Annotated in this window: 20 protein-coding genes; 9 read left to right on the top strand and 11 right to left on the bottom strand. The window is 60.1% G+C overall.

Annotated elements, in window-relative coordinates:
• Window positions 1–90: 90 nt before the first annotated feature.
• Window positions 91–687: a PQQ-binding-like beta-propeller repeat protein gene (locus ACH2ED_RS14320; protein ID WP_395092330.1), complete on the bottom strand. Its 597-nt coding sequence runs from the start codon at window positions 685–687 to the stop codon at window positions 91–93.
• Window positions 688–862: 175 nt separating this feature from the next.
• Here ACH2ED_RS14320 and ACH2ED_RS14315 point away from each other — a divergent pair, with 175 nt between their 5' ends.
• Window positions 863–2,065, top strand: coding sequence for a molybdopterin-dependent oxidoreductase (locus tag ACH2ED_RS14315; protein WP_395092327.1), 1,203 nt, complete (start codon window positions 863–865; stop codon window positions 2,063–2,065).
• A 108-nt stretch (window positions 2,066–2,173) separates the two neighbouring features.
• On the opposite strand, the gene ACH2ED_RS14310 is transcribed toward ACH2ED_RS14315, so the two are convergent.
• Genes ACH2ED_RS14310 through rsgA form a run of 3 tightly spaced genes read right to left on the bottom strand, consistent with a single transcriptional unit; the run spans window position 2,174 to window position 5,505 of the window.
• Window positions 2,174–3,217 carry a serine hydrolase domain-containing protein gene (locus ACH2ED_RS14310; RefSeq protein WP_395092325.1) on the bottom strand — a complete coding sequence of 348 codons (1,044 nt, stop codon included), beginning with the start codon at window positions 3,215–3,217 and terminating at the stop codon, window positions 2,174–2,176.
• Complete coding sequence (locus ACH2ED_RS14305; protein ID WP_395092322.1) at window positions 3,214–4,461, bottom strand: DUF4832 domain-containing protein; 1,248 nt, start codon at window positions 4,459–4,461, stop codon at window positions 3,214–3,216. Before ACH2ED_RS14305 ends, ACH2ED_RS14310 begins: the two co-directional genes overlap by 4 nt.
• Window positions 4,462–4,515: 54 nt before the next feature.
• Window positions 4,516–5,505, bottom strand: coding sequence for a ribosome small subunit-dependent GTPase A (gene rsgA / locus ACH2ED_RS14300; protein ID WP_395092319.1), 990 nt, complete (start codon window positions 5,503–5,505; stop codon window positions 4,516–4,518).
• A 45-nt stretch (window positions 5,506–5,550) separates the two neighbouring features.
• Here rsgA and ACH2ED_RS14295 point away from each other — a divergent pair, with 45 nt between their 5' ends.
• Window positions 5,551–5,976: a GNAT family N-acetyltransferase gene (locus tag ACH2ED_RS14295; RefSeq protein ID WP_395092316.1), complete on the top strand. Its 426-nt coding sequence runs from the start codon at window positions 5,551–5,553 to the stop codon at window positions 5,974–5,976.
• On the opposite strand, the gene ACH2ED_RS14290 is transcribed toward ACH2ED_RS14295, so the two are convergent.
• The 3 genes from ACH2ED_RS14290 to ACH2ED_RS14280 are packed head-to-tail and all read right to left on the bottom strand — an operon-like array spanning window position 5,957 to window position 9,336.
• Window positions 5,957–7,777: a hypothetical protein gene (locus tag ACH2ED_RS14290; RefSeq protein ID WP_395092314.1), complete on the bottom strand. Its 1,821-nt coding sequence runs from the start codon at window positions 7,775–7,777 to the stop codon at window positions 5,957–5,959. The genes ACH2ED_RS14295 and ACH2ED_RS14290 overlap by 20 nt on opposite strands.
• A 9-nt stretch (window positions 7,778–7,786) precedes the next feature.
• Window positions 7,787–8,809, bottom strand: a complete 1,023-nt coding sequence (locus ACH2ED_RS14285; RefSeq protein ID WP_395092311.1) for a type II secretion system protein J — start codon at window positions 8,807–8,809, stop codon at window positions 7,787–7,789.
• A gap of 11 nt (window positions 8,810–8,820) precedes the next feature.
• Entirely contained in the window at window positions 8,821–9,336 is a 516-nt protein-coding gene (locus ACH2ED_RS14280) for a hypothetical protein (protein ID WP_395092309.1), read from the bottom strand.
• A gap of 135 nt (window positions 9,337–9,471) precedes the next feature.
• Between ACH2ED_RS14280 and ACH2ED_RS14275 the strand changes: the two genes are divergently transcribed.
• The 3 genes from ACH2ED_RS14275 (at window position 9,472) to rfaD (ending at window position 12,450) form a co-directional block, all read left to right on the top strand.
• Window positions 9,472–9,855, top strand: coding sequence for a RidA family protein (locus ACH2ED_RS14275; protein ID WP_395092307.1), 384 nt, complete (start codon window positions 9,472–9,474; stop codon window positions 9,853–9,855).
• Between the two features lie 57 nt (window positions 9,856–9,912).
• On the top strand, window positions 9,913–11,319 hold the full coding sequence (locus tag ACH2ED_RS14270) for an RNA polymerase sigma-54 factor (RefSeq protein ID WP_395092304.1): 1,407 nt from the start codon (window positions 9,913–9,915) through the stop codon (window positions 11,317–11,319).
• A 153-nt stretch (window positions 11,320–11,472) separates the two neighbouring features.
• Window positions 11,473–12,450 carry an ADP-glyceromanno-heptose 6-epimerase gene (gene rfaD, locus ACH2ED_RS14265; protein ID WP_395092301.1) on the top strand — a complete coding sequence of 326 codons (978 nt, stop codon included), beginning with the start codon at window positions 11,473–11,475 and terminating at the stop codon, window positions 12,448–12,450.
• Here the strand turns inward: rfaD and ACH2ED_RS14260 are convergent.
• Window positions 12,447–13,202 carry a polysaccharide deacetylase family protein gene (locus ACH2ED_RS14260; protein ID WP_395092298.1) on the bottom strand — a complete coding sequence of 252 codons (756 nt, stop codon included), beginning with the start codon at window positions 13,200–13,202 and terminating at the stop codon, window positions 12,447–12,449. The genes rfaD and ACH2ED_RS14260 overlap by 4 nt on opposite strands.
• Window positions 13,203–13,246: 44 nt before the next feature.
• Here ACH2ED_RS14260 and ACH2ED_RS14255 point away from each other — a divergent pair, with 44 nt between their 5' ends.
• Window positions 13,247–14,434, top strand: a complete 1,188-nt coding sequence (locus tag ACH2ED_RS14255; RefSeq protein WP_395092295.1) for a DUF1385 domain-containing protein — start codon at window positions 13,247–13,249, stop codon at window positions 14,432–14,434.
• A 7-nt stretch (window positions 14,435–14,441) separates the two neighbouring features.
• Here ACH2ED_RS14255 and ACH2ED_RS14250 read toward each other — a convergent pair whose 3' ends face one another.
• The 3 genes from ACH2ED_RS14250 to ACH2ED_RS14240 are packed head-to-tail and all read right to left on the bottom strand — an operon-like array spanning window position 14,442 to window position 16,873.
• Complete coding sequence (locus ACH2ED_RS14250; protein WP_395092293.1) at window positions 14,442–15,284, bottom strand: metallophosphoesterase; 843 nt, start codon at window positions 15,282–15,284, stop codon at window positions 14,442–14,444.
• A gap of 19 nt (window positions 15,285–15,303) precedes the next feature.
• Window positions 15,304–16,410 carry a hypothetical protein gene (locus ACH2ED_RS14245; protein WP_395092292.1) on the bottom strand — a complete coding sequence of 369 codons (1,107 nt, stop codon included), beginning with the start codon at window positions 16,408–16,410 and terminating at the stop codon, window positions 15,304–15,306.
• Window positions 16,411–16,456: 46 nt separating this feature from the next.
• Window positions 16,457–16,873 (bottom strand): hypothetical protein, encoded by a 417-nt coding sequence (locus ACH2ED_RS14240; protein ID WP_395092289.1) that lies wholly within the window; start codon window positions 16,871–16,873, stop codon window positions 16,457–16,459.
• Window positions 16,874–16,968: 95 nt separating this feature from the next.
• On the opposite strand from ACH2ED_RS14240, the gene ACH2ED_RS14235 reads away from it, so the two are divergent.
• The 3 genes from ACH2ED_RS14235 (at window position 16,969) to ACH2ED_RS14225 (ending at window position 18,455) form a co-directional block, all read left to right on the top strand.
• Complete coding sequence (locus ACH2ED_RS14235; RefSeq protein ID WP_395092287.1) at window positions 16,969–17,187, top strand: hypothetical protein; 219 nt, start codon at window positions 16,969–16,971, stop codon at window positions 17,185–17,187.
• A 106-nt stretch (window positions 17,188–17,293) separates the two neighbouring features.
• A complete protein-coding gene (locus ACH2ED_RS14230) occupies window positions 17,294–17,776 on the top strand; it encodes a S1C family serine protease (RefSeq protein ID WP_395092284.1) in 483 nt (160 codons plus the stop codon).
• Between the two features lie 67 nt (window positions 17,777–17,843).
• On the top strand, window positions 17,844–18,455 hold the full coding sequence (locus tag ACH2ED_RS14225; protein WP_395092282.1) for a response regulator transcription factor: 612 nt from the start codon (window positions 17,844–17,846) through the stop codon (window positions 18,453–18,455).
• Window positions 18,456–18,720 lie beyond the last annotated feature (265 nt).

Below are 18,720 nucleotides of genomic sequence, written 5' to 3'. Positions count from 1 at the left end.
GTTGGCATGGTCAAAGGTCTTTCCTGTGTTCTGATAAGCTCTTGTATCGTCTTTGGCCATGCCATGCAAACTACCCCCAATTAGCGGAAACTAAAGGTCGAAGGCTAGCAGCTCCGCACGCTCGTCGTTGTCGTTGACCAGAAAGAGCTTGCCCGCATGCAGAACGGGCGAGGCGGCGTAGCCCCAGCCAAAGCGTGTCTTGCGTGGCTCTAGCTTCTTCGACCAGAGTTCTTTGCCTGATTTAGCATCCAGTGCGAACACTCCCAGGCCACCGAAGAGCGCGTAGACCCGCTCACCATCCGTCACGGGCGTCTCGGCACCGTAGCTATTCTTGAGATGCACGGTCGTTGTCGGTGCGCCACGAAACACGGTCTTCTCCCAGAGCGTCTTGCCGGTAGTGAGGCTCAGGCAGATCACACTGAACGCGTGCTCGTCTTTGGGCAGCTCCCGCTCACCGCCAAAGTAGAGGCCCTTTTTCGGCTTCTCTCCCTCGCGGGGCCGTACGACCGCCGTCACATAGACCCGGTCGCCCCAGACAATCGGTGACGACCAGCTCTTGCCCGGCAGGCCAGTTTTCCAGGCGATGTTCTCCGTCGCCGACCAGTTCGTGGGAAGCTTCGCACTTGTGCCAATCCCTGATGCGTTAGGGCCACGAAACTGCGGCCAGTGGGTTGTGTTCTGGGACATACGAGTAAAGTATCCATTCCGCCATCTACCGTCTCACTGCGCTGATTTTTACGCCTGGGATCGGCTCCGCTTTTCAGAAGCAATTCTACCCGCTCGGCGTCGCAGAAGAACGCGGCGATAGGGGTCGCGGACAAGCAAGCTTGCCCTCTTGTTGCTTCTGCGTCACAATGCGCCCATGGCAAAACGGCATTCGCGACGCGAGCTACTGAAGCTAGGAATGGGAATAGGTGGGATCGTGGCTATCCCCACTTCGACGGGCGCGGTTGCAGTGGAGGCGCAGGAGCCGCCGCGTGGCGTACTGACTCCCGCTGACAAGTTCGGCAATGTGGCACGTGGCAACCCGGTTCCCCACACCCTACGCGGCGACGCGCTGATCCAGGCACGCCTGACTCCTGAAACCTGGCGGCTGGAGATCGTGGCCGAGGGCGGGGCGAAGATAGCACAGCCCGTTACCCTAGACTTCCCGGCCCTGATGGAGCTGGGAAAGACACACGGCGTCAAGTTTATCAAAGCGCTCCAGTGCCTCAATATCGCACAGCCACTGGGGCAAGGTCTGTGGGAAGGTGTCCCACTCCGAGAAGTACTCCGGTTGGTCGGAACTTACAGCAATGTGCGTCGGGTTCACTATTCGGGCTTTCACAACGACGATCCCAAGCAGATTTTCCAGTCGTCGCTGAGCCTCACGGAGGTGCTGGAGACACCACCGTGGGAGCTATCCCCTTTTCTAGCTTACCGCCTGAACGGGAGCCCGATTCCGCTGGAGCGGGGCGGCCCCGTCCGTATGATTATCCCCTGGGCACACGGTTTCAAGTCCATCAAGTGGCTGCAGCGCCTCGTTCTGACCAACGATCATCGCGCCAACGACACCTATGCCGATGCCAACAACGACCCGGAGTCGCACCTCAAGACGGCGGCCTATATGGATCGTGCCTCGGAGCGGGTAGGAAAGAATACCCCAGTTGTGCTGCGCGGTACGGTGCTCTCGGGCCTGTCCGGCCTCAAGCAGGTGGAGTACTGGCTACGGCGCACCGCCGCAAAAGAGGCCGATCTCTCAATGCACGATCCCGCCTGGGGTACTGCAACGTGGCAACTGTGCCGTCTCGACGCGCCTCCCTCTGACTGGCGTTCGGTGTTGCCCGCAGACGTGCGCCCTACCGATGTCTGGGGTTTTGACCCCAAAACGGGCAAGCCCAGAGACTGGCCCCTGCGTTATGGGATGACGGGCTGGACAGCAAACTTGAGCGTCTTACCTCCCGGCCTGTATGAGTTTCGCGCCCGCGCCGTGGACCTGAATGGCTTCGCACAGCCCGAACCGAGGCCCAACCGTCAAACAGGATTGAATGCGATTGAGGTACGGCGCTTTGAGGTAACCGCCTAAGCCACAAGCTAGTGCCCACCGCCGCGTGGCCCAAACTGCGCTGGAACGGGCGCAACCAAACGGGGAGTCTTCGAGAAACGCTGTGACGGGAAGCAGGGCCAATAAAGGTCAGTCTGAGAGTTCTGAGACACTGTCCGAGACAAGCTGACGGGGGTGGCGAGGCAACGCTCCCGCAGGCAAGGTAGTCAGTACTACACAGACTCTGTCATGCTTTGGGTCTGCCCACGCGAGCGTTCCGGTGGAGCCCGTATGACCGAATATCTGGTCGGAGCCGCTTCGGCACAGCGCAGCTCTACCGACATCAAAACCCAGCCCACGCGGCGTGATTCCCTCGGGGTTGTGATTGCGAATCATGAGCCTCGCGACCTCAGGTTTGAAAATCGTCCCCTGAGGATTCAAGAAAGCTTCCAGAAAGCGCCCGACATCCGCAGCCGAGGCCTGAACACCGCCCCAGGGGGCGCCGAGTGTGCGCCAGTACATGCTGTTCCAGTCCCAGTGCTGTGAGCCGGGCGCGCCGCCCCCCGACTCAATCGCCGCTTTCTCCACCTGGCAAGGCATCGTCTGTGCACCCTCTAAATGTCCTATTCCCATTGCCGAGTGGCTCATCCCAAGCGGTCGTAGAACTGCCTCGGTGACAAACTGCTTGATCTCGACTCCGGAGATCCGCTGCGCAATCTCCGCTGCCAACAAGACTGCCATGCTCGAATACAGGTAGTGCGCTCCCGGTTCAAACTCTAAAGGAACACGAAATGCCCCGCTGACAAACTCCGAGAGCGGTGCATGGCTCTGGCGAAGGTGAGCGTTTTCCGGGAGCTGATCCGGCAGGCCAGAGACATGGGTGAGCAGGTGCCGAATTGTCACACGGTCTCGGACACCTCCGGTGAACTCGGGAAGGTACTTTTTGACTTGGTCCTCCAGTCCGAAACGTCCCTGGTCGTACAGAGTCATCAAAGCCGCAATCACGATAGGCTTCGAGATGGACCCCAGAAGAAATGCTACATCCACCGACGGAGCATCCCCAAAAGAGCGCGTGAATACCGTCGTTCGGCTGCGAACGTGCAGAACCGCGCCCCGAACCTGACCGCTGGCGCAGGCATTCGTCAGAATGTCCGCTGCCTCCTCAAGTTTGTCTTCCTGCAAAGAAGCTATCAAAGCGTTGTGAGTTCCGTCCAGCCGCCTCGAACGACGGGGAGTTTGTTTGCGAAGCGCAGGGGCTGCGCGGCGCCTTCCCACGGATCGGCGACGCGGACGGCGAGCCGGAGCTTCGAGAGCTTCGGGATGCCAAGAATCGCCGCTTTCACAGAAAACGGGCCGGGGAGCCAGCGGCGCAGGTCGACACTCGGGCGGGTGAGAGTCACGTCGCGGCCCGTTTCGTCGAGGATACCAACCTCCAGTGGCCAGTTTCTATAAAACGGCGCGACGCCCTCGTTGACGCCGTCGAGGGTTATACGCAGAACGCCGCTGGCATCAACGAGGGCGTAAGTAAGTTTGGTAAGGCGGAAGCTATAGCCCATACGTCGCACGAGCGCCTCGGCGTGTGTTTTGTGTTCGGGAGTCAAGTCTTTATCGTTAGCAGGGCAGTACGGCCCCATCCACGAGAAATGGAGCTGCTCGACAGATTTCTGGAGCGTCGGCCAGCCCTCACCGAGCCACTTCTTCGCCGCGCCCGGTTCCATCTCACCGCCGAAGGGAGCCGCTTTCCAGTTCTCCGTGCGTCCGGCTTTCTTCAGCGCCGGCAGAAACTGCCACTCGTCGGGGCCGAGCGAGTCTTGCGGGATCAGGTCGTCGTGGTAGCCGAGCCAGGCGTGGTTCGTGCCGTCGCGGGGGTAGCGAGCGTGGATAGGGACATCGGGAAAGGCCGCTTTGTACGCCGCAACGACTTTCTTCTGCGTCTCCAGCGACGCCATGAGTTTATTCACGGGCCAGGTGTGCCACTCGCCCCAGAACCCGAGCGTCCCGAGCTGAAGAAACGCGACTCTGGGGTGGGAGTTGTAGCGTTTTCCAAACGCCGCGATGAACCTAAGGAGCGGCTCTAAAAGCCTCGGGTCGTCCCAGTCGGGACAGAGGCCCTCGCCGACTTCTTTGGTGTCGTAAGGTGTTCGCTTGATGCCCAAGTCGATCACCCACTGTGGCAGGCCTGTAGGTTCTCTGGGGTACTCCAAAAACAACCGCAGGATGACATGCTTGCCGCGTGCAAGCGGGCTTTCCCATCTTTTCTCGAACGCTTCCCAGGCGAAGACACCGGGGCGCGGCTCTAACTCCCGCCACGAGGCGTAGAAGTAGGCCATCGAGACGGGTAGCGCGTGGACGAAGCCTGGATCGGAGTAGGCGCACCAGCCCTTGAGCGGATTGTCGAGCGGCGAAGGGCCTGCGAGCAGAGAGAGTATCTTGGGCATGATGGGAGTGTACCCAAAAAAAGAGTAAGGGCTGGTTTCACGTATCGCTCCTGATTAGGAAGGAAACAACTTGCGGGTCGAGCTCCCATGGGTGGAATCTATCTCGGTCATCTGGAGATAGCTCTGGTAGCGGCGTGGGCTGACGCGTTTATCGTCCACGGCGGCGCGGACGGCGCAGGCGGGCTCGGTGCGGTGGCGGCAGTTGGGAAACTTGCAGTGCCCCATCAGCGGCGCGAGCTCGGGGAAACAAAACGCGACATCCTCGGGCAGTAAGTCCCAGAACTGGACTTGTCGTAGCCCCGGCGTGTCCGCCACCCAGCCACCGATCTCCAGCGTGAGAAGCTCTGCTCGTACGGTGGTGTGTCGGCCCGAGTGCGTGATCTCGCTGATCTCCCCCACTTTGAGGCGCAGCCCCGGCTGGATGGCATTGAGCAGCGACGACTTCCCCACCCCCGACGGCCCACAGAACGCGGAGAGGCGGCCCTTGAGCGCGGCCTTCAGGGCATCAATGCCCTCACCCGTGTTCCGGCTCGTCGTTAAAATATCGTAGCCAATGGCCCTGTACTCGGCCAGCGCCTCGGTGAGCTCTTCGGGCGCAGCTAGGTCGGCTTTGTTGAGGACAATCAGAACCTCCAGCTCACTGTCTTCGGCCAGCACCAGAAAGCGATCTAATTTGAACAGATCCGGGCGCGGCTCCGCAGCGGAAAAGACAATCACGGCCAGCTCTAAGTTCGCGACCAGAGTTTGACGCTCGCGCTCGTTGCCAGAGCGCCGCACGAGTGCCTTACGGCGGGGCAGCACTTCCTCGATCACGCCCTCGGTGCCAGACTCCGCCACTAACACCATCACCCGGTCGCCCACCGCAATCGGATCGGTCTCGGCGAGCTTCTTGACTTTCTCAACCCGCCGCACATGGCTGGCGGTCTCGGAGTAGGTAAAGCGTTTTTTAAGGTTCCCCCGCAAACGGCAAGGCAAGATGCGCCCTGTGGTGGTCTGCACCGTGTAGAGCCCCCGTCCTGCCTGCGTCACTATGCCTTCACTCAATCATCATCCCTATTTCCTTACGTCGTCACAGGGTATTATAGCCCCGTGTTCACGATAAAGGAAACCACGGCAGATTCACTGATCGCACTGCGCTGGCAAGTGCTTCGTCCGGGGCGGCCCGAGAGTGCGGCACACTTCGCCGAGGATGCAGCGGAGGGGAGCGCACATTTTGCGGCCCTAGATATAAACGGCGTGGTGATCGGGTGCGCGAGCGTGATCAAAAAGAACAATGCGCTCCAGCTACGCGGCATGGCGACGGCCCCCGAGTGGCAGGGTAAAGGAGTGGGGAGTGCGGTACTCGCAGCCACGCAAGCCTATGCCCTGCGACAGGGCTTGCTCCTCTGGTGCAACGCCCGGGTCAGCGCGGTGGGTTTCTACCAGAAAAGCGGCTGGCACACCGAGGGCGAGCCCTTCGACGTTGCCGAGTCCGGCCCGCACGTCGTGATGCGTTTTAGTTCAGAGTCGTGTTGACCTTCTGGAAAGACATCACCTGGTAGCTCCGGTCCGCCACGGGATAGTTGGGCGGAGGATCATCGGCGATACGCTGGTCGTAGTTGCGGTTGAGAAGAAAGCCACTGTTCACCACCCCCGCAAGCGTGACAACTCCCATTTGGCTATTATTTTTCACAATAAAGCCACCGAGAAGATTGATCACTCCGGGGGCGCGCGTGATGGGGCCAACGACCATAAACGTGTCGTAGGCCATGCAGACGGCGTGGATAGTGAGGTAGTCTAAAACCGTGCCTCCGCCATCCAGAAGCGGCACGCGAAAGCGCCCCGACACCAGGCCCAGAGTCCCCGACTCCACGGGCGCGGTGGCGGCACCGGACTTCAGATTATTAGGGTTGCTCCCATCCGTGACCAGGTTTTTGTAGACAATCCCCCCGTCAATATTGATAGTCTTGCTTCCCTCAGTCGCAATCGTCCAGGAGTTAGGACGCACGACTGTCGCTCCTGACATCTGGTTTTTCACCACACAGCCAGAGAGTCCGCCAGGGTAGGGAGATATTTGACTGCCGACATCGCCATTAATATAGAGCGTCTGATTGGTCGTCCCCCCGGTGTAGTTCGTCGTGCTGGTGAGTGTCCAGGGATCAGTGGACACAGCCCGTGTGTAGACCAAAAGCTCCAGAGTGTTATTAACAAGACAAGCTGTCAGCAGGGAGCGCTGCTCACCTGATGTAATTCCTTGAATAATTTCGATCACCTGATCGTCGTGTCCGCTGTGCGCCACAAAGCTCAGGTTCAGATCTTTGACATCACCGCCCACGTAGATACCTGCGCTCGGTGTTGAGCCACTGGCGGGCACAAACACCCCAACAACACTAGACACAGGCTCGCTTGCACCTCCCAGTGCTCCGTTTTTCAGATCCGTCGTGGCGGCTGGCATGCGGATAATGGGCTGGTTGGTCTTGGGGGCACGAGCGGCTGCCGTGATGTGCTCCCAGTAGTCGGACCACCAGTTGGGATCATAGAAGTAGGCGCTACCCCCATTGGTGTACTGCCAGTTGATCTGGGAATAGTCCATCGCCGTGGTGAAGTAGCCATCATCGGGGTAGGTAAATATCCAGTCGTTGCTGTAGGGATCGCTCCAGTCGTCCGCTTTCCAGAGAATATTGATCCGGGCCGCAGGATCTACCGCAATGCCGGTGGAGTCCACGCCATTGACATGGACAGGCCCCTGGAAGCGCGTGCTTCCCGCCACCCACCACCCGCTGGGAGCCGTGTCACTGAAGTAGGCAAAACGGGCGAAGCTATTCTGGCGGACAAAGACCCGCGAAGCGTAGCTATAGCCCTGGTACAGCCCGACGGACTCGATGCCAAACATCTTCCGGTTCGAGGTCGCATTGGAGGCATAGGGATAGAAGCGAATCCGGGCCGTTCCCGCAACCGACGGCACTGCGGCATTCTCCGTGTTGATCGGCCCCTGATCTATCGCCACCTCGGTCCAGCCACTCACTGTTGTGCCGCCGTAGAAGCTCGCGACATCCGAGGGAGCAAAGGCGGTCAAATTGGTGGGTGTGGCTCCCTGCTGCATCAGCCACTGGAGTCCCAGGCGAACTCCCGCTTCGGAGATTGTCTGTGCCCCGAGCAGCTCGGCCCGCCGGCGTGACAGGTGCATGCCACTCTTACTGTCCGCCCCAATGTCGCCCCCACGCCCTTGATTGAGCAGAGCGATGAGCAGTATGCTGAGAAGCAGAAACAAGAGAATCATGACGCCAACCATGGTCATGGCACGTGAGCGCTTATTTTTGAATCTTCGTGGTTGCATTATCTTCTCTTAGTTAATCGGAATAGGGGTCGGGGTGGGCGTCGGAACAGGCGTGGGCGTCGGAACAGGCGTCGGTGTTGCCGGTTGTGGCGTCGGCGTGGGTGGTTTTGGAGTCGGAGTCGGAGTTGGAACCGGGCTCGGAGTAGGAACGGGCGTTGCGGTCGGTGCCGGGGTCTGGGTCGGTGCTGGGGTCGGGGTCGCGGAGTTCACTGTGGGCAGAAGCAAACTGCTATTGGGATAGGTAATGGTTGTCTGAGTGGTCATGGCAGTGTTGGCCATGTAGATCGTCCTCCCCGAGACCTGCGTCACCTTGCTCTTACTATCGCTCCGCTCATTGGTCTGCTCTCCGTAGGCATAGACCTTCTCCCCACAGACGACTTTCGCCTCCAGCCCATGACCACGTTCGTTAGCTGCATCCTGGCGGCGGAAGTACACCGCGTTCCAGGCACTGGAGATCTCATTTGTTAGTAGTCGTGTCTCGGTACGGCTTCCGTTTTCAAAGTGCCACACCCAGAGACAGTTCCCGTAGCCCGGATTGACACTACCATCCTGGTTTCCTCGAAATACCAGAGCGGCTCTGGTGATCGCGGCGGCCCCACGATTCACGGGGAGGTTCCCCCCGGATAAGACAATATCGCTTCCACTCGCTCCCTTGAGTGTGGCAGAACCAGCAGGCGGATAGAGAATAAAGATTCCCGTGTTAAGCTGGCTCGCCCAACCAGCCCCCTCGGTGCCACCCGGGTTGTCTGTAATATAGCTCGTTAGAGCTCCGAGCTGACTGGTGTCCCATGCCACGCCTGTGTCCGTCGGCAGGATCACCCCGTAGGCTTCGTGGAGCTCGTTGTCCAGCCACTGCATCACGAGCCCAGCCGAGCGGGTGGAGTTGGTCATGGCGCGCATCTTTCCCACCGCACGCCCGGTACTCAGAAAAATCTGTGCCGTCACCAGAAAAAGCAGGCTCATCAACAACATTGTCACAAGCACTTCGGTCAGGGAAAAGGCGGCTCCTGTTTTTGGGGTTCTCTTTTTCATCAACATTTTGCCTAGTTCACCACGGCCCGTGGAACCAAAGTCGTCCCCGAAAAAGACTGCATATTGCCTTTACCTGTCCACCACTGAATCGTAATCGTGACACGAACGAGGCCATATTTTATTCCCAGGGAAGCATTGTCGTACTGGCTCGGCTCATACGGAGAGATATAGATGTATCCTCGTGGGCTACGTGAACCCGTGACACGATTCCCCGCTTCGTCCATTCCTCCATTGAAGTACTGCCAGAGCTTATCTGTATCCGTGAACTCAAATGTCGCGGACTGTGAGCCATGTAGGTTATTGCTAGGGCTTCCCGGGGTACCATCCACAAATTTCAGCCCATTTTGCCCTAGAGTAGGCCCATCAATAGCGAAATAGCCCGCATCCTGAAACTGATTGATCTTGTGCTGCACCAGTGAGGCGGCCTGGCTAAAATCGGCGCTGTAGCGGGTATTGCGTAGCGATGCAGGGATCACGGCGGCGACCAGGATCACCATGAACATCAAGACGATGAGCGAGAGGACCACCTCGATAATTGAGAAGGCTCGCTTCGTGTAAGTTACGTCGTGTTTCCGGTAAAATTGAGTGCTGAACATAGCTTCGTCAAACAGAATTGTCGGTTCCCGTCGTAAGCACGTTTAGAGTCATAAGGAAAATAAACTATGGAAAAACAGCCGATTTTTGGCGCAGGAGCAGCGGTCTCGGGCGCTCCCTACACGCCCGCCGTCCGTGTGGGCGACATGCTCTTCATCTCAGGACAGCTCGGGTTAGACCCACAGACCAAGCAGCCCCACGCGGAGTTTGCCGCACAGGTAGAGGGCGCACTTGCGGGCATTCGCAGCCTGGTTGAGGCAGCCGGGGGTTCTCTAAACAGTGTCGTCAAAACGACGATTTTTCTCTCGGGAGACATGTCGCGTTTTGCGGAGCTCAATGGAATCTATGCGGCGCACTTTAGCGAGGGAGTCAAGCCCGCCCGCTCGACTTTTGCGGTGGCAGCGCTCCCTCTGGGCGCTCTGGTAGAAATTGAGGCTATCGCGGTTCTCTAAAACTAAACCCAGTTCTCTAAAATTAAACCCACTCTGCCGAAGATAGTCTAGAGCAGCATGAGACTATCCCAAACAATCGACGCGCGACACCAGCAGACCCAGCGCATTGACCCACGCCAGATCCTCGCCAGCGAGATTCTGGCGTGGACCACAGAGGAGCTAGAAGTCGCCATTGAGCGCGAGCTGGCAGAGAACCCCGCTCTGGAAGCCCGCGAGAGTGAGGCGTTTACCCTGAATGCACCCGTCTCTGAGTTTCCTGCTCTGACAATTACTGTGGGAGGTAAGCAAGACGACCCTCCCGCACCCAGTGAGCGCACACAGCCCACTCTCCAGATCACAGAGGGCGGCCTAGACAGTGAGGACCCGTTTGATCGCGTGGCCTCCAATACTAGCCTGCGGGAGCACCTGCGCAGCCAAGTAGGGCAAGTCAAGGGAGATGTCTCTGAGGAAATCTTGCGCTACCTCATCGAGAATGTGGACGACCGTGGCTACCTGATCACGGACACCAATGAGATTGCGGAGCGGTTTCAGCTCGCACGAAGCCGTGTGGAAGAAGCGGTCAAGGCACTCCAGACCATGGATCCCGCCGGGGTGGGAGCGCGCGACCTGCACGAGTGCCTGCTGCTCCAGATGGAGTACTTAGAGCTGACGGGTGAGGGGCACCCTCTGAGCAAAAAAATCCTGCTGCGCTGCTGGGATGAGCTCGTGGCACGACGAGATGATCGTATCGCCAGCCGCCTGAAAGCCTCTGTCAGCGAGGTCAGCCGTGCGCTGCGCTTTTTACAGCAGGCGCTCACGCCCTACCCGGGGGCCCTCTTTCGCCCCAGTGACCACCGCGCCAGTGCAAGCGCCCCCTTGGTTCGTCCCGATATTCTCTTTTTACGCACCGAGGCAGGCTTTGCCGTGGAGCTCGCGCGTGATTTTGAGCAGGTCGTCTCGGTTGCCCCCCTCTGGAAGCGCCTGGCCGATGGCAGCGAGACGCACTCCGATGAGGCGATGCGCCGCTACATCCGCGATCATGTGGATCGTGCTCAGAACTTCATGGCGGGTGTCTCACGGCGGGGCCGTACCCTGCGTGCCATTGCCCATGAGATCGTCCGCGTGCAGCAGGGCTATCTGGAGACCCGCAACCGCGCGTTCCTTAAGCCTCTCACCCGTCAGACACTGGCGGAAAAACTCCATCTCGACGAATCGGTGATCAGTCGTGCTGTGGCGGATAAGTGGGTTCAGCTCCCCAACGGCGAGATTCTTCCTCTCGATACCTTCTTTGGCAACTCCCAGGCCGTCCGCGAGGCGCTCCTGCATCTGATCGGTGCCGAGAACTCAAACGATCCCTACTCCGACGACGAGATAGCGGTGATTCTGACCGAGCAGGGCTTCCCTCTGGCTCGCCGGACGGTCGCCAAGTACCGGGGCATCGAGCGCATTCTCCCTGCCCGCCTGCGCAAACGCAAGGCGGCGTAGTTCCGCCCACACGAACGTGGGCGTCTGTGAGCCTTCGGCTGGGATGTCGCTCCGCGACTCACAAAACTCTCGGAGTCGCGGAGCGACATTATGGCGGCACGCCCGAAGACGCCCACGTTCGTGTGGGCGGGTAAAACGGGTACACTGTTCTTCGTGAATCGTGTCATTGTCACGGGGGGCGCGGGCTTTATTGGCAGCGCCATGGTCTGGCGGCTCAACCAGGCGGGTATTGATAATATTCTGATCGTGGATAACTTGAACACGTCAGAGAAGTGGCGCAATCTGCTGGGGCTGCGCTACGCGGACTATCTGCACAAAGATAGCTTTCTGGCACAACTCAAAGCGGGGGAGCTGGACTTCCAGCCGGATGCGATGGTGCATCTGGGGGCGTGCTCTATCACCACAGAAGCCGATGGTGACTACTTGATGGAGAACAACTTCCGCTACACAAAAACACTCGCGGAGTGGGCGACGGCGCGTGGAGTGCGCTTTCTCTACGCCAGCAGCGGCCAGACCTACGGCGATGGCGAGCTAGGCTTTGCTGACGATGACGCGCTGGTTCCTTACCTGCGGCCCATCACCCGCTACGGCTACTCAAAGCATTTTTTCGATCTCCACGCGCTCCGTACCCGACTCACCGAGGAGATCGTCGGTGTCAAGTTCTTCAATGTCTTCGGCCCCAACGAGTATCATAAAGACGACATGCGCTCCGTGGTGCACAAGGCGTTCCAGCAAGTTCAGGCGGAGGGCACGATCAAGCTCTTCAAGAGCTACCACCCGGACTACACCGACGGTGGCCAGACACGGGATTTTGTCTACGTGAAAGATTGTGTTGAGGTGCTTCTCTGGTTTTTGCAGCACCCTGAGGAGAACGGCATCTTCAATATCGGCACCGGGCAGGCGCACTCCTGGAACGACCTTGCTCATGCGGTCTTCTCCGCCATGGATCGTGAGCCACAAATTGAGTACATCGAGATGCCCGAACGCCTAAAGGGCAACTACCAGTACCACACACAGGCCACGATTGAGAAGCTACGCAATGTGGGCTGTGATGTCACTTTTCGTGCGCTCGAAGACGCCATCGCGGACTACATCCAGAACCACCTCGCAACCCCACAGCCGTATCTCTAAGTCGCAGCGGTGAGGCTGATGCGGGCAGAATGGTTCTGTAGGTGCAAAAGTCCGTTGCCGCGCTGGATAAGCTCCGAGCAAGTGACGAAAGTATAGCCCTGGGTACGCAGACGGCTCACAATCTCCGGGACAGCGGCGATAGTTGCAGGAAGCCCGCTGTGTAGCAAGACGATCCCTCCTGGCGTGATGTCGCGCATGACCAGCTCGGTGATCTTCTCCGAGGTGCGCCCCGCCTTATAATCCGCAGGGTCATCGGTCCAGAGCATATTGGTGTAGCCCTCGCGAGCAATGATCTTCTGGATCGCCTCGTTGTACTCTCCCCCAGGGGGCCGCATCAGCCGTGTCGGAGAACCCACAAGCCCAATCAGGGTATCGCGAGTGCTATTGAGTTCCCCCGCCACCTGGGTGAGAGGGATCTGTGTAAGACGGTAGTGGTTGTAGGTGTGGTTACCCAGCTCATGGCCATCCAGGACGATCCGCTCGATCAGCTCCGGGAAACGCAGAGCCATCTTTCCCACCACAAAAAACGTCGAAGGAACGCGCAGGCGGCGCAGAACACTGAGCAGATCACCGGTCTTCTCCCCGTGTGGGCCATCGTCGAAGGTGAGTGCTACGAGGCGCTGGCTAGGGTCGCCGGTGACCACTTTCGTGACGCGAATGGCCTTCTGACGCTCAGCATCATCTTTCGCAGCAAGAACAACTAAGCGGCGGTACTCAGGGGTAGTGCGTGGGTCTCGGTTGGGCATCGGCATGGACAAAGAAATCGGAGGGGGGACGTGGTAGAGTGTAGCATAGCATGTCCTCGTTTGCCACTGCGCCACGACTTTCTAATGCACCACAGCTCCTCCATGAGCTTGCACGCCCGCAGCCAGGAATCTCGCCGCAAGAGAGGGTCGGGGTGGCTGCCGAGTGGCTCCGTGTCTCTCCGTATCACTGCGTCCCCGTGCTCTCGGGCGGCATTCTTGTCGGCCTGGTGACGGAAGCCTCCCTCACGACCTACCTACGCCAAGCCCCCGACGGCCCCGAGCGCCGCCACTGGCTAGAAGCTCCCGTGGAAGGCACAGTGCTTGTCCCCACGGCGGCTCTCTCCCCACTGTTAAACATCGAGAGCCTTCTGGAAGCGCTGGAAATGGAGCGAACTGACGCACTCCCCGTGGCGGAGGGCAATGGAATCTACTACGGGATGGTGGGCCGGGCCGATCTTGTCCGGGAGCTTCTGCGCCCCCTGGCACTCCCTCAGGTCGGCGGGATGGCGACGCCGGTGGGTGTTCATCTCTCCACAGGTGCCGTCGCGGCGGGTGTTGGTACGGGAGCGCTTATCTTGACCGGCTCCTGCTTTTTCTTTGCCCAGCTCGCGCTTCTCGTGCTGCTCAACACCCTCGCGCCCGCGCTGCCGTCCCTGCCCCTGCCACCTGCCTGGCGCGAGAGTGTTGGGCTGGCTCTGACGGGTCTTGTGACACTGGCGGGGTTTCTAGGCCTGATACGCCTCTCCCCCATCGCGGGCTTTCATGCGGCGGAGCATCAGGTGGTGCATGCCCTAGAAAGTCATACTCCACTGCTCTCCAACACCGTGGGCTGTCTACCTCGTGTCCACCCGCGCTGTGGCACAAATCTCATGGCGGGTTCGTTCCTGCTGGGCCTGGGAGGGGCGTTCACGCCGCTACTGGGAACCCTGTCCTACATCTTCTCGGGCCTCCTGGCGCTCTTTTTCTGGCGGACAGTGGGAAGCTGGCTCCAGCAGAACCTCACAACCCGCCCGGCAAGCGAGGCGCAACTCACGCAGGCGATTACGGCGGCAAAAACACTCCTTACGCTCCACGAGGCGCACCCTATGCCCGCCTCCCCGCTCCGGCGGCTCCTGAACAGCGGCCTCCCGCAGATGCTCTTGGGTTTCGCGCTCGGCGCTACGGTGCTGGCACTGCTCGGCCTGCTCATTCCTCCCTTGGGCGACTCACTGCGCCCCCACTGGCAAGCTCTATTCTAGGCGCGGCCTACCCCCGCTTCAGTGTCAGAACCGTCACTTCCGGCGGGCAGTTGAGGCGCATCCGGGGCGGGAGTACCCCCACGCCACGGGTCGTGTAGAGCGGCATACCCTCGACGTAGACAAGGCCTGCCGGGTAGCGCCGCCCCTCTTGCGGCAGACGCAGTGGCCCCACTCCTGGCACCACGAGCTGACCGCCGTGTGTGTGACCAGAAAGCATAAGCGACGCCCCCGCTTTAGCGGCAAGCGCGGCGCGATCTGGTTCGTGCCAGAGCAGAACGCGCGGTGCCGCGTCTTTGGTCGGCAGAGCACCGAGCACGGCTTGTGGGTTGGTAGGGCGAGAGATCGCGCTACGTAGCCCCACCAGCCAAAGAAGTGCTTTCTCGCTCTGAAGCTGCGCCGCAGAGTCAAAAAGCGGCGTGATCCCTGCACTTGCCCAGGGCGTGTGGGGCGGATCGAGCGGCGGCGTGGGAAAGTCATGATTACCAAAAGAGGCGAAGGCCCCCAGCCGAGCGCTGCGAGCCAGCGGCTCTAAGGCACTGATGCAGGCTGCCATGTCTGCCCCGTAGTCCCCCTCCCGGTCACAGACATAGTCGCCCACCAACAGAACCAGCTCGGGCTGGGCGGCTTTTGCCAGGGCCAGTGCGGGCGCGAGATTTGCTGCGGGGAAGCTCGGACAGACATGAAGGTCGCCAAGAACAACAGCGCGGAGACCATCAAAGGCCAGTGGGAGTGTGGGAAGCGTGACGGTAACGTTCTCGACCACGGGCTGATGCGCCTCGTGTCTGCCATAAACCGCAAGCGCCGCTGTGCCGCTCCCCAGGATCCCCCCGGAGAGCAGCCAGCGGCGCAAGAGTACACGCCGCGAGGGCTTAGCGCTTCGGCTCAGCCGCTACCGCCGTGTCTGTGCGGACGCTGCCATCGCCTTCGAGAATCATAGGGACGGGATAACCACCGCCACCACCGTAGATTCCCCAGCGGTTGAACTGCTCGACAGTGCCATCGGCATAGCGGATCGTCACGTTCCCCTGGTTGTCCCAGGTGATGGTCGCGGGCAGACCGGCTTCGGGTCCCTTGACGGTTCCACGGCCACTGCCATCGGGGTTGTTGGTGAAGATCGCCTCGTAGCCGTCCGACGTACTCATGCGGGTGCCGCCCGAGCCATCGTTGCGCCACGAACCCGCGGACTCATTCCAGACCTTGCCATCTTCGGACTCACTGCGGTTAAACCACGACGAGCCCCCCGTTCCCCAGTTGCTCGCGCCCTTGTCTTTCCAGCCATCGGCATAGACATTCTCGTACTTGGAGCTGCCCGACGACCACCCCGCGTTGGTGACGTTCTCCGACGAGCCGTGTGCGCCCTTCAGAAAGCCTGCTGTAAACTTATGGCTTGATTTCCAGACCTGCGGAAACGTCGCCCAGCTCGTCGGCCACGTGCTGACAATCTCCCCGGCGGGCTTAGTCTTCGCCTCATCCTCGTAGAGATCGTAGCGGCTCTCGCCGTCTTTGTAGCTGGTCTGTGTCCAGAGCCCGAGGTAGTAGTCAAAGTAAAATGTCGGCTGCGGCTCCCAGTAGTACGGGGGCATGGGCTCACCCACAGCAATATCAGGCTTTGTGTCTTCGCCACGGCTGATGCGCTTGGCCCGCGAGACCGGGCCGTCGCTTGCCATGTTCTTCAGAAACGCGCCGAGCTGAGGGACATTGCCCCCCGTGTAGCTAATATCAGCACTTGGCGACGGTGGAGCCGCTCCGCCGCCACTTGCCCCCAGAGCCACATTGCCACGCACGGCTCCCATGCCGTCCACGGCCCCGAACATCGCACCGCCTGAGAAGAGCTTGCGTACAACACTGCCCACACGCTCCTGAGTGGCGCGCGTCACCGATCCGGTCGGGGTGGATGCCCCTCCCCCACAGCCCGCTAGCCAGAGCAGCCCCGTGCCTCCCATTAGAGAAAAAATCCCACGTCGATTTAGTTTCATTACCCAATCCTCCCACGTTCTTAGAGCAATTTTATCCTATTTAACTTCAAAACGTCGGAAAGACTTTTAACGCCCGCCACGCAAACCACCCAAACAGCAGAGCAAACCCAAGTAGCCCCGCGATAATCATGATCCCTGTCCAGGGAATTGTACTGAAACTGCCCCGCCCTGCGAGAAGCGAGAACCCAATGAACAACCCGAGCCCTGCCAACCCCAGCGCAGCAATCCCATGTGCCGAGCCCGCCACACGGCGTGCGCTTAGAAATGTCGCGACGCAGCCTACCAAGAAGGCGAGTGCAGCCGCAGCGACCACCAACGTGAGAAAGCGGTCGTCCCATGCCCTGCTCGGCGGGAGCGCACGGGTATTTTGTACAAACGTGAGCATAAAAAAAATGCCCAGCACCAGATCCAGAAATGCCGTAAAAATCTCTAGCGCATCAGGGGCTACTCGCTGTTTCTGCATGGCTCAGGATACCGCAACTGCACCTCAAATGGGTAGGGGGAGCGCCTGCTCTCTTGACTGGGGCAACCGGAAGTGACACCACGTATCCTATGCCCATGAGCAACGAACTTTCTTCTTTTTCGGATGCACTGGCCGCGCTGGTCAGCACGGGGGGAAACTCTCTCGTCCGGGTGGACGATGGCACACGACTGACGGCAAGTGGTCTGGTCTGGGAGCCGGGAGTGATTGTCACCACGAGCCACGGCACCGAGCGCGACGAGGAGCTTTTTGTCATTACCCAACCCACGACGGCACACGCCTCCCCGTCACTCTGATAGGCCGTGACCCGGAGACGGATATAGCAGCGCTACGGGTCACGGCGGATTTGGCTCCAATCTCGCGCCCTGTGGAGAGCTTCGAGCCGCGCCTCGGGCAGCGGGCATGCCCGAGTACATCGTGAGCACGGATGCGGATCTCTATCCGGGTAGCTCTGGGGGGGCACTCCTCGCCGCCGACGGAACGCTTATCGGTCTACTCAACCGGGGCTTTGGGCGCGGGCTAGGAGTCGCACTGGGCACGCCGCTGGTAGCACGAGTTGTTACTGCGCTGCTCCAGCACGGGCGCGTCCCACGCGGCTATCTTGGCCTGAAGATGCAGTGCGTCACCCTGCCGGATGCCCTGCGCGTCACGCACTCCCTGGCCCAGGAGAGCGGGCTACTGGTGATCCATGTCGAACCCGGTAGTGCCGCCGACGCAGTAGGCGTCTTGATGGGTGACACGCTCATCAGCCTGGATGGTGCCCCCCTCGATGATGTCTCCGGTATCCGTGAGCGGCTTGCCGCAGGACGCACTTTCACCCTGGAGCTACTGCGTGGAGGCAACCGCCACACATTCGCTGGAACCGCAGCAGCCTCTCCAGCGTAGTTAAGCAAAGGGGAATCAAAGATCCCTTCGTAATTATTCCCCCGGGCGGCGGGGGCTAGGGGGTTGGATGAAAAAAATCTGCACGCTGATTGTTGCGCCCTACGCACCGGTGCGCGCCGGGCTGGCGGCCTTGCTGCGCGAGTCGGACGCGATCTGCGTGCAGGGGGAGCTTCCGGGCAATACGGAGACGCTCACACGGATGCTCCCGGGCCTGACTCCTGACGCGATTCTCTACGACGGCGACGGCCTAGAGCAGCTCATCGGGATACTCTCCCGCATGTCCGAGCCTCCTGCACTGGTCGTGCTAGGAGAGACCCCGAACCGCGAGCTGCCTCTCCTGCAAGCCGCCAACACACTGCCCGGCTGGGGTTATCTCGGCCGCGACTCGGATGCCACCACCCTCGCCCTCGCCCTCCAGTCAGCAGCGGCAGGCTTAGTCGTACATGAGGCGCAGGCCAGCAGCATCCCCCCTCCCACCGACGACGTCCTCACGCCCCGCGAGCTGGAAGTGATCGCACTCATGGCGCAGGGCTTGCCCAACAAGCTCATTGCCTACAAGCTCGGCGTCACCCTCCACACCGCCAAGTTCCACGTCGCCCAGATCCTCGCCAAGCTCGGCGCCGCCAGCCGCACCGAAGCCGTCACTTCAGGAGCACGACGCGGCCTAATTGCGCTCTAAACCTTAGTTCCAGCTTTAGTTTCCGCTAATTGCGGGGGACTTTTCAGCCTTCCTTTGCCGACGATGCGCCGCGATCCCCACCGGCAAATGGGCAAAAACAGAGCGCTCATTACGAACTCTGATGGGAAAAGGCGACAAAGTACCTAAAGGAATCGCTTTTTCACATGTTCACGTTTAGACTAAATCGTGCCTCACATCGCTCTCTGAGAAGTGGCTCGTAGAGGGAGAACCTAGATGTCGGGAGAGATTGAGGAATTATGTGGCA

This window comes from Armatimonas sp. (assembly GCF_043757465.1).
Lineage (GTDB): Bacteria > Armatimonadota > Armatimonadia > Armatimonadales > Armatimonadaceae > Armatimonas.
The sequence above is the reverse complement of the archived record's forward strand: the minus strand, read 5'-3'. Positions and strand labels throughout refer to the sequence as shown.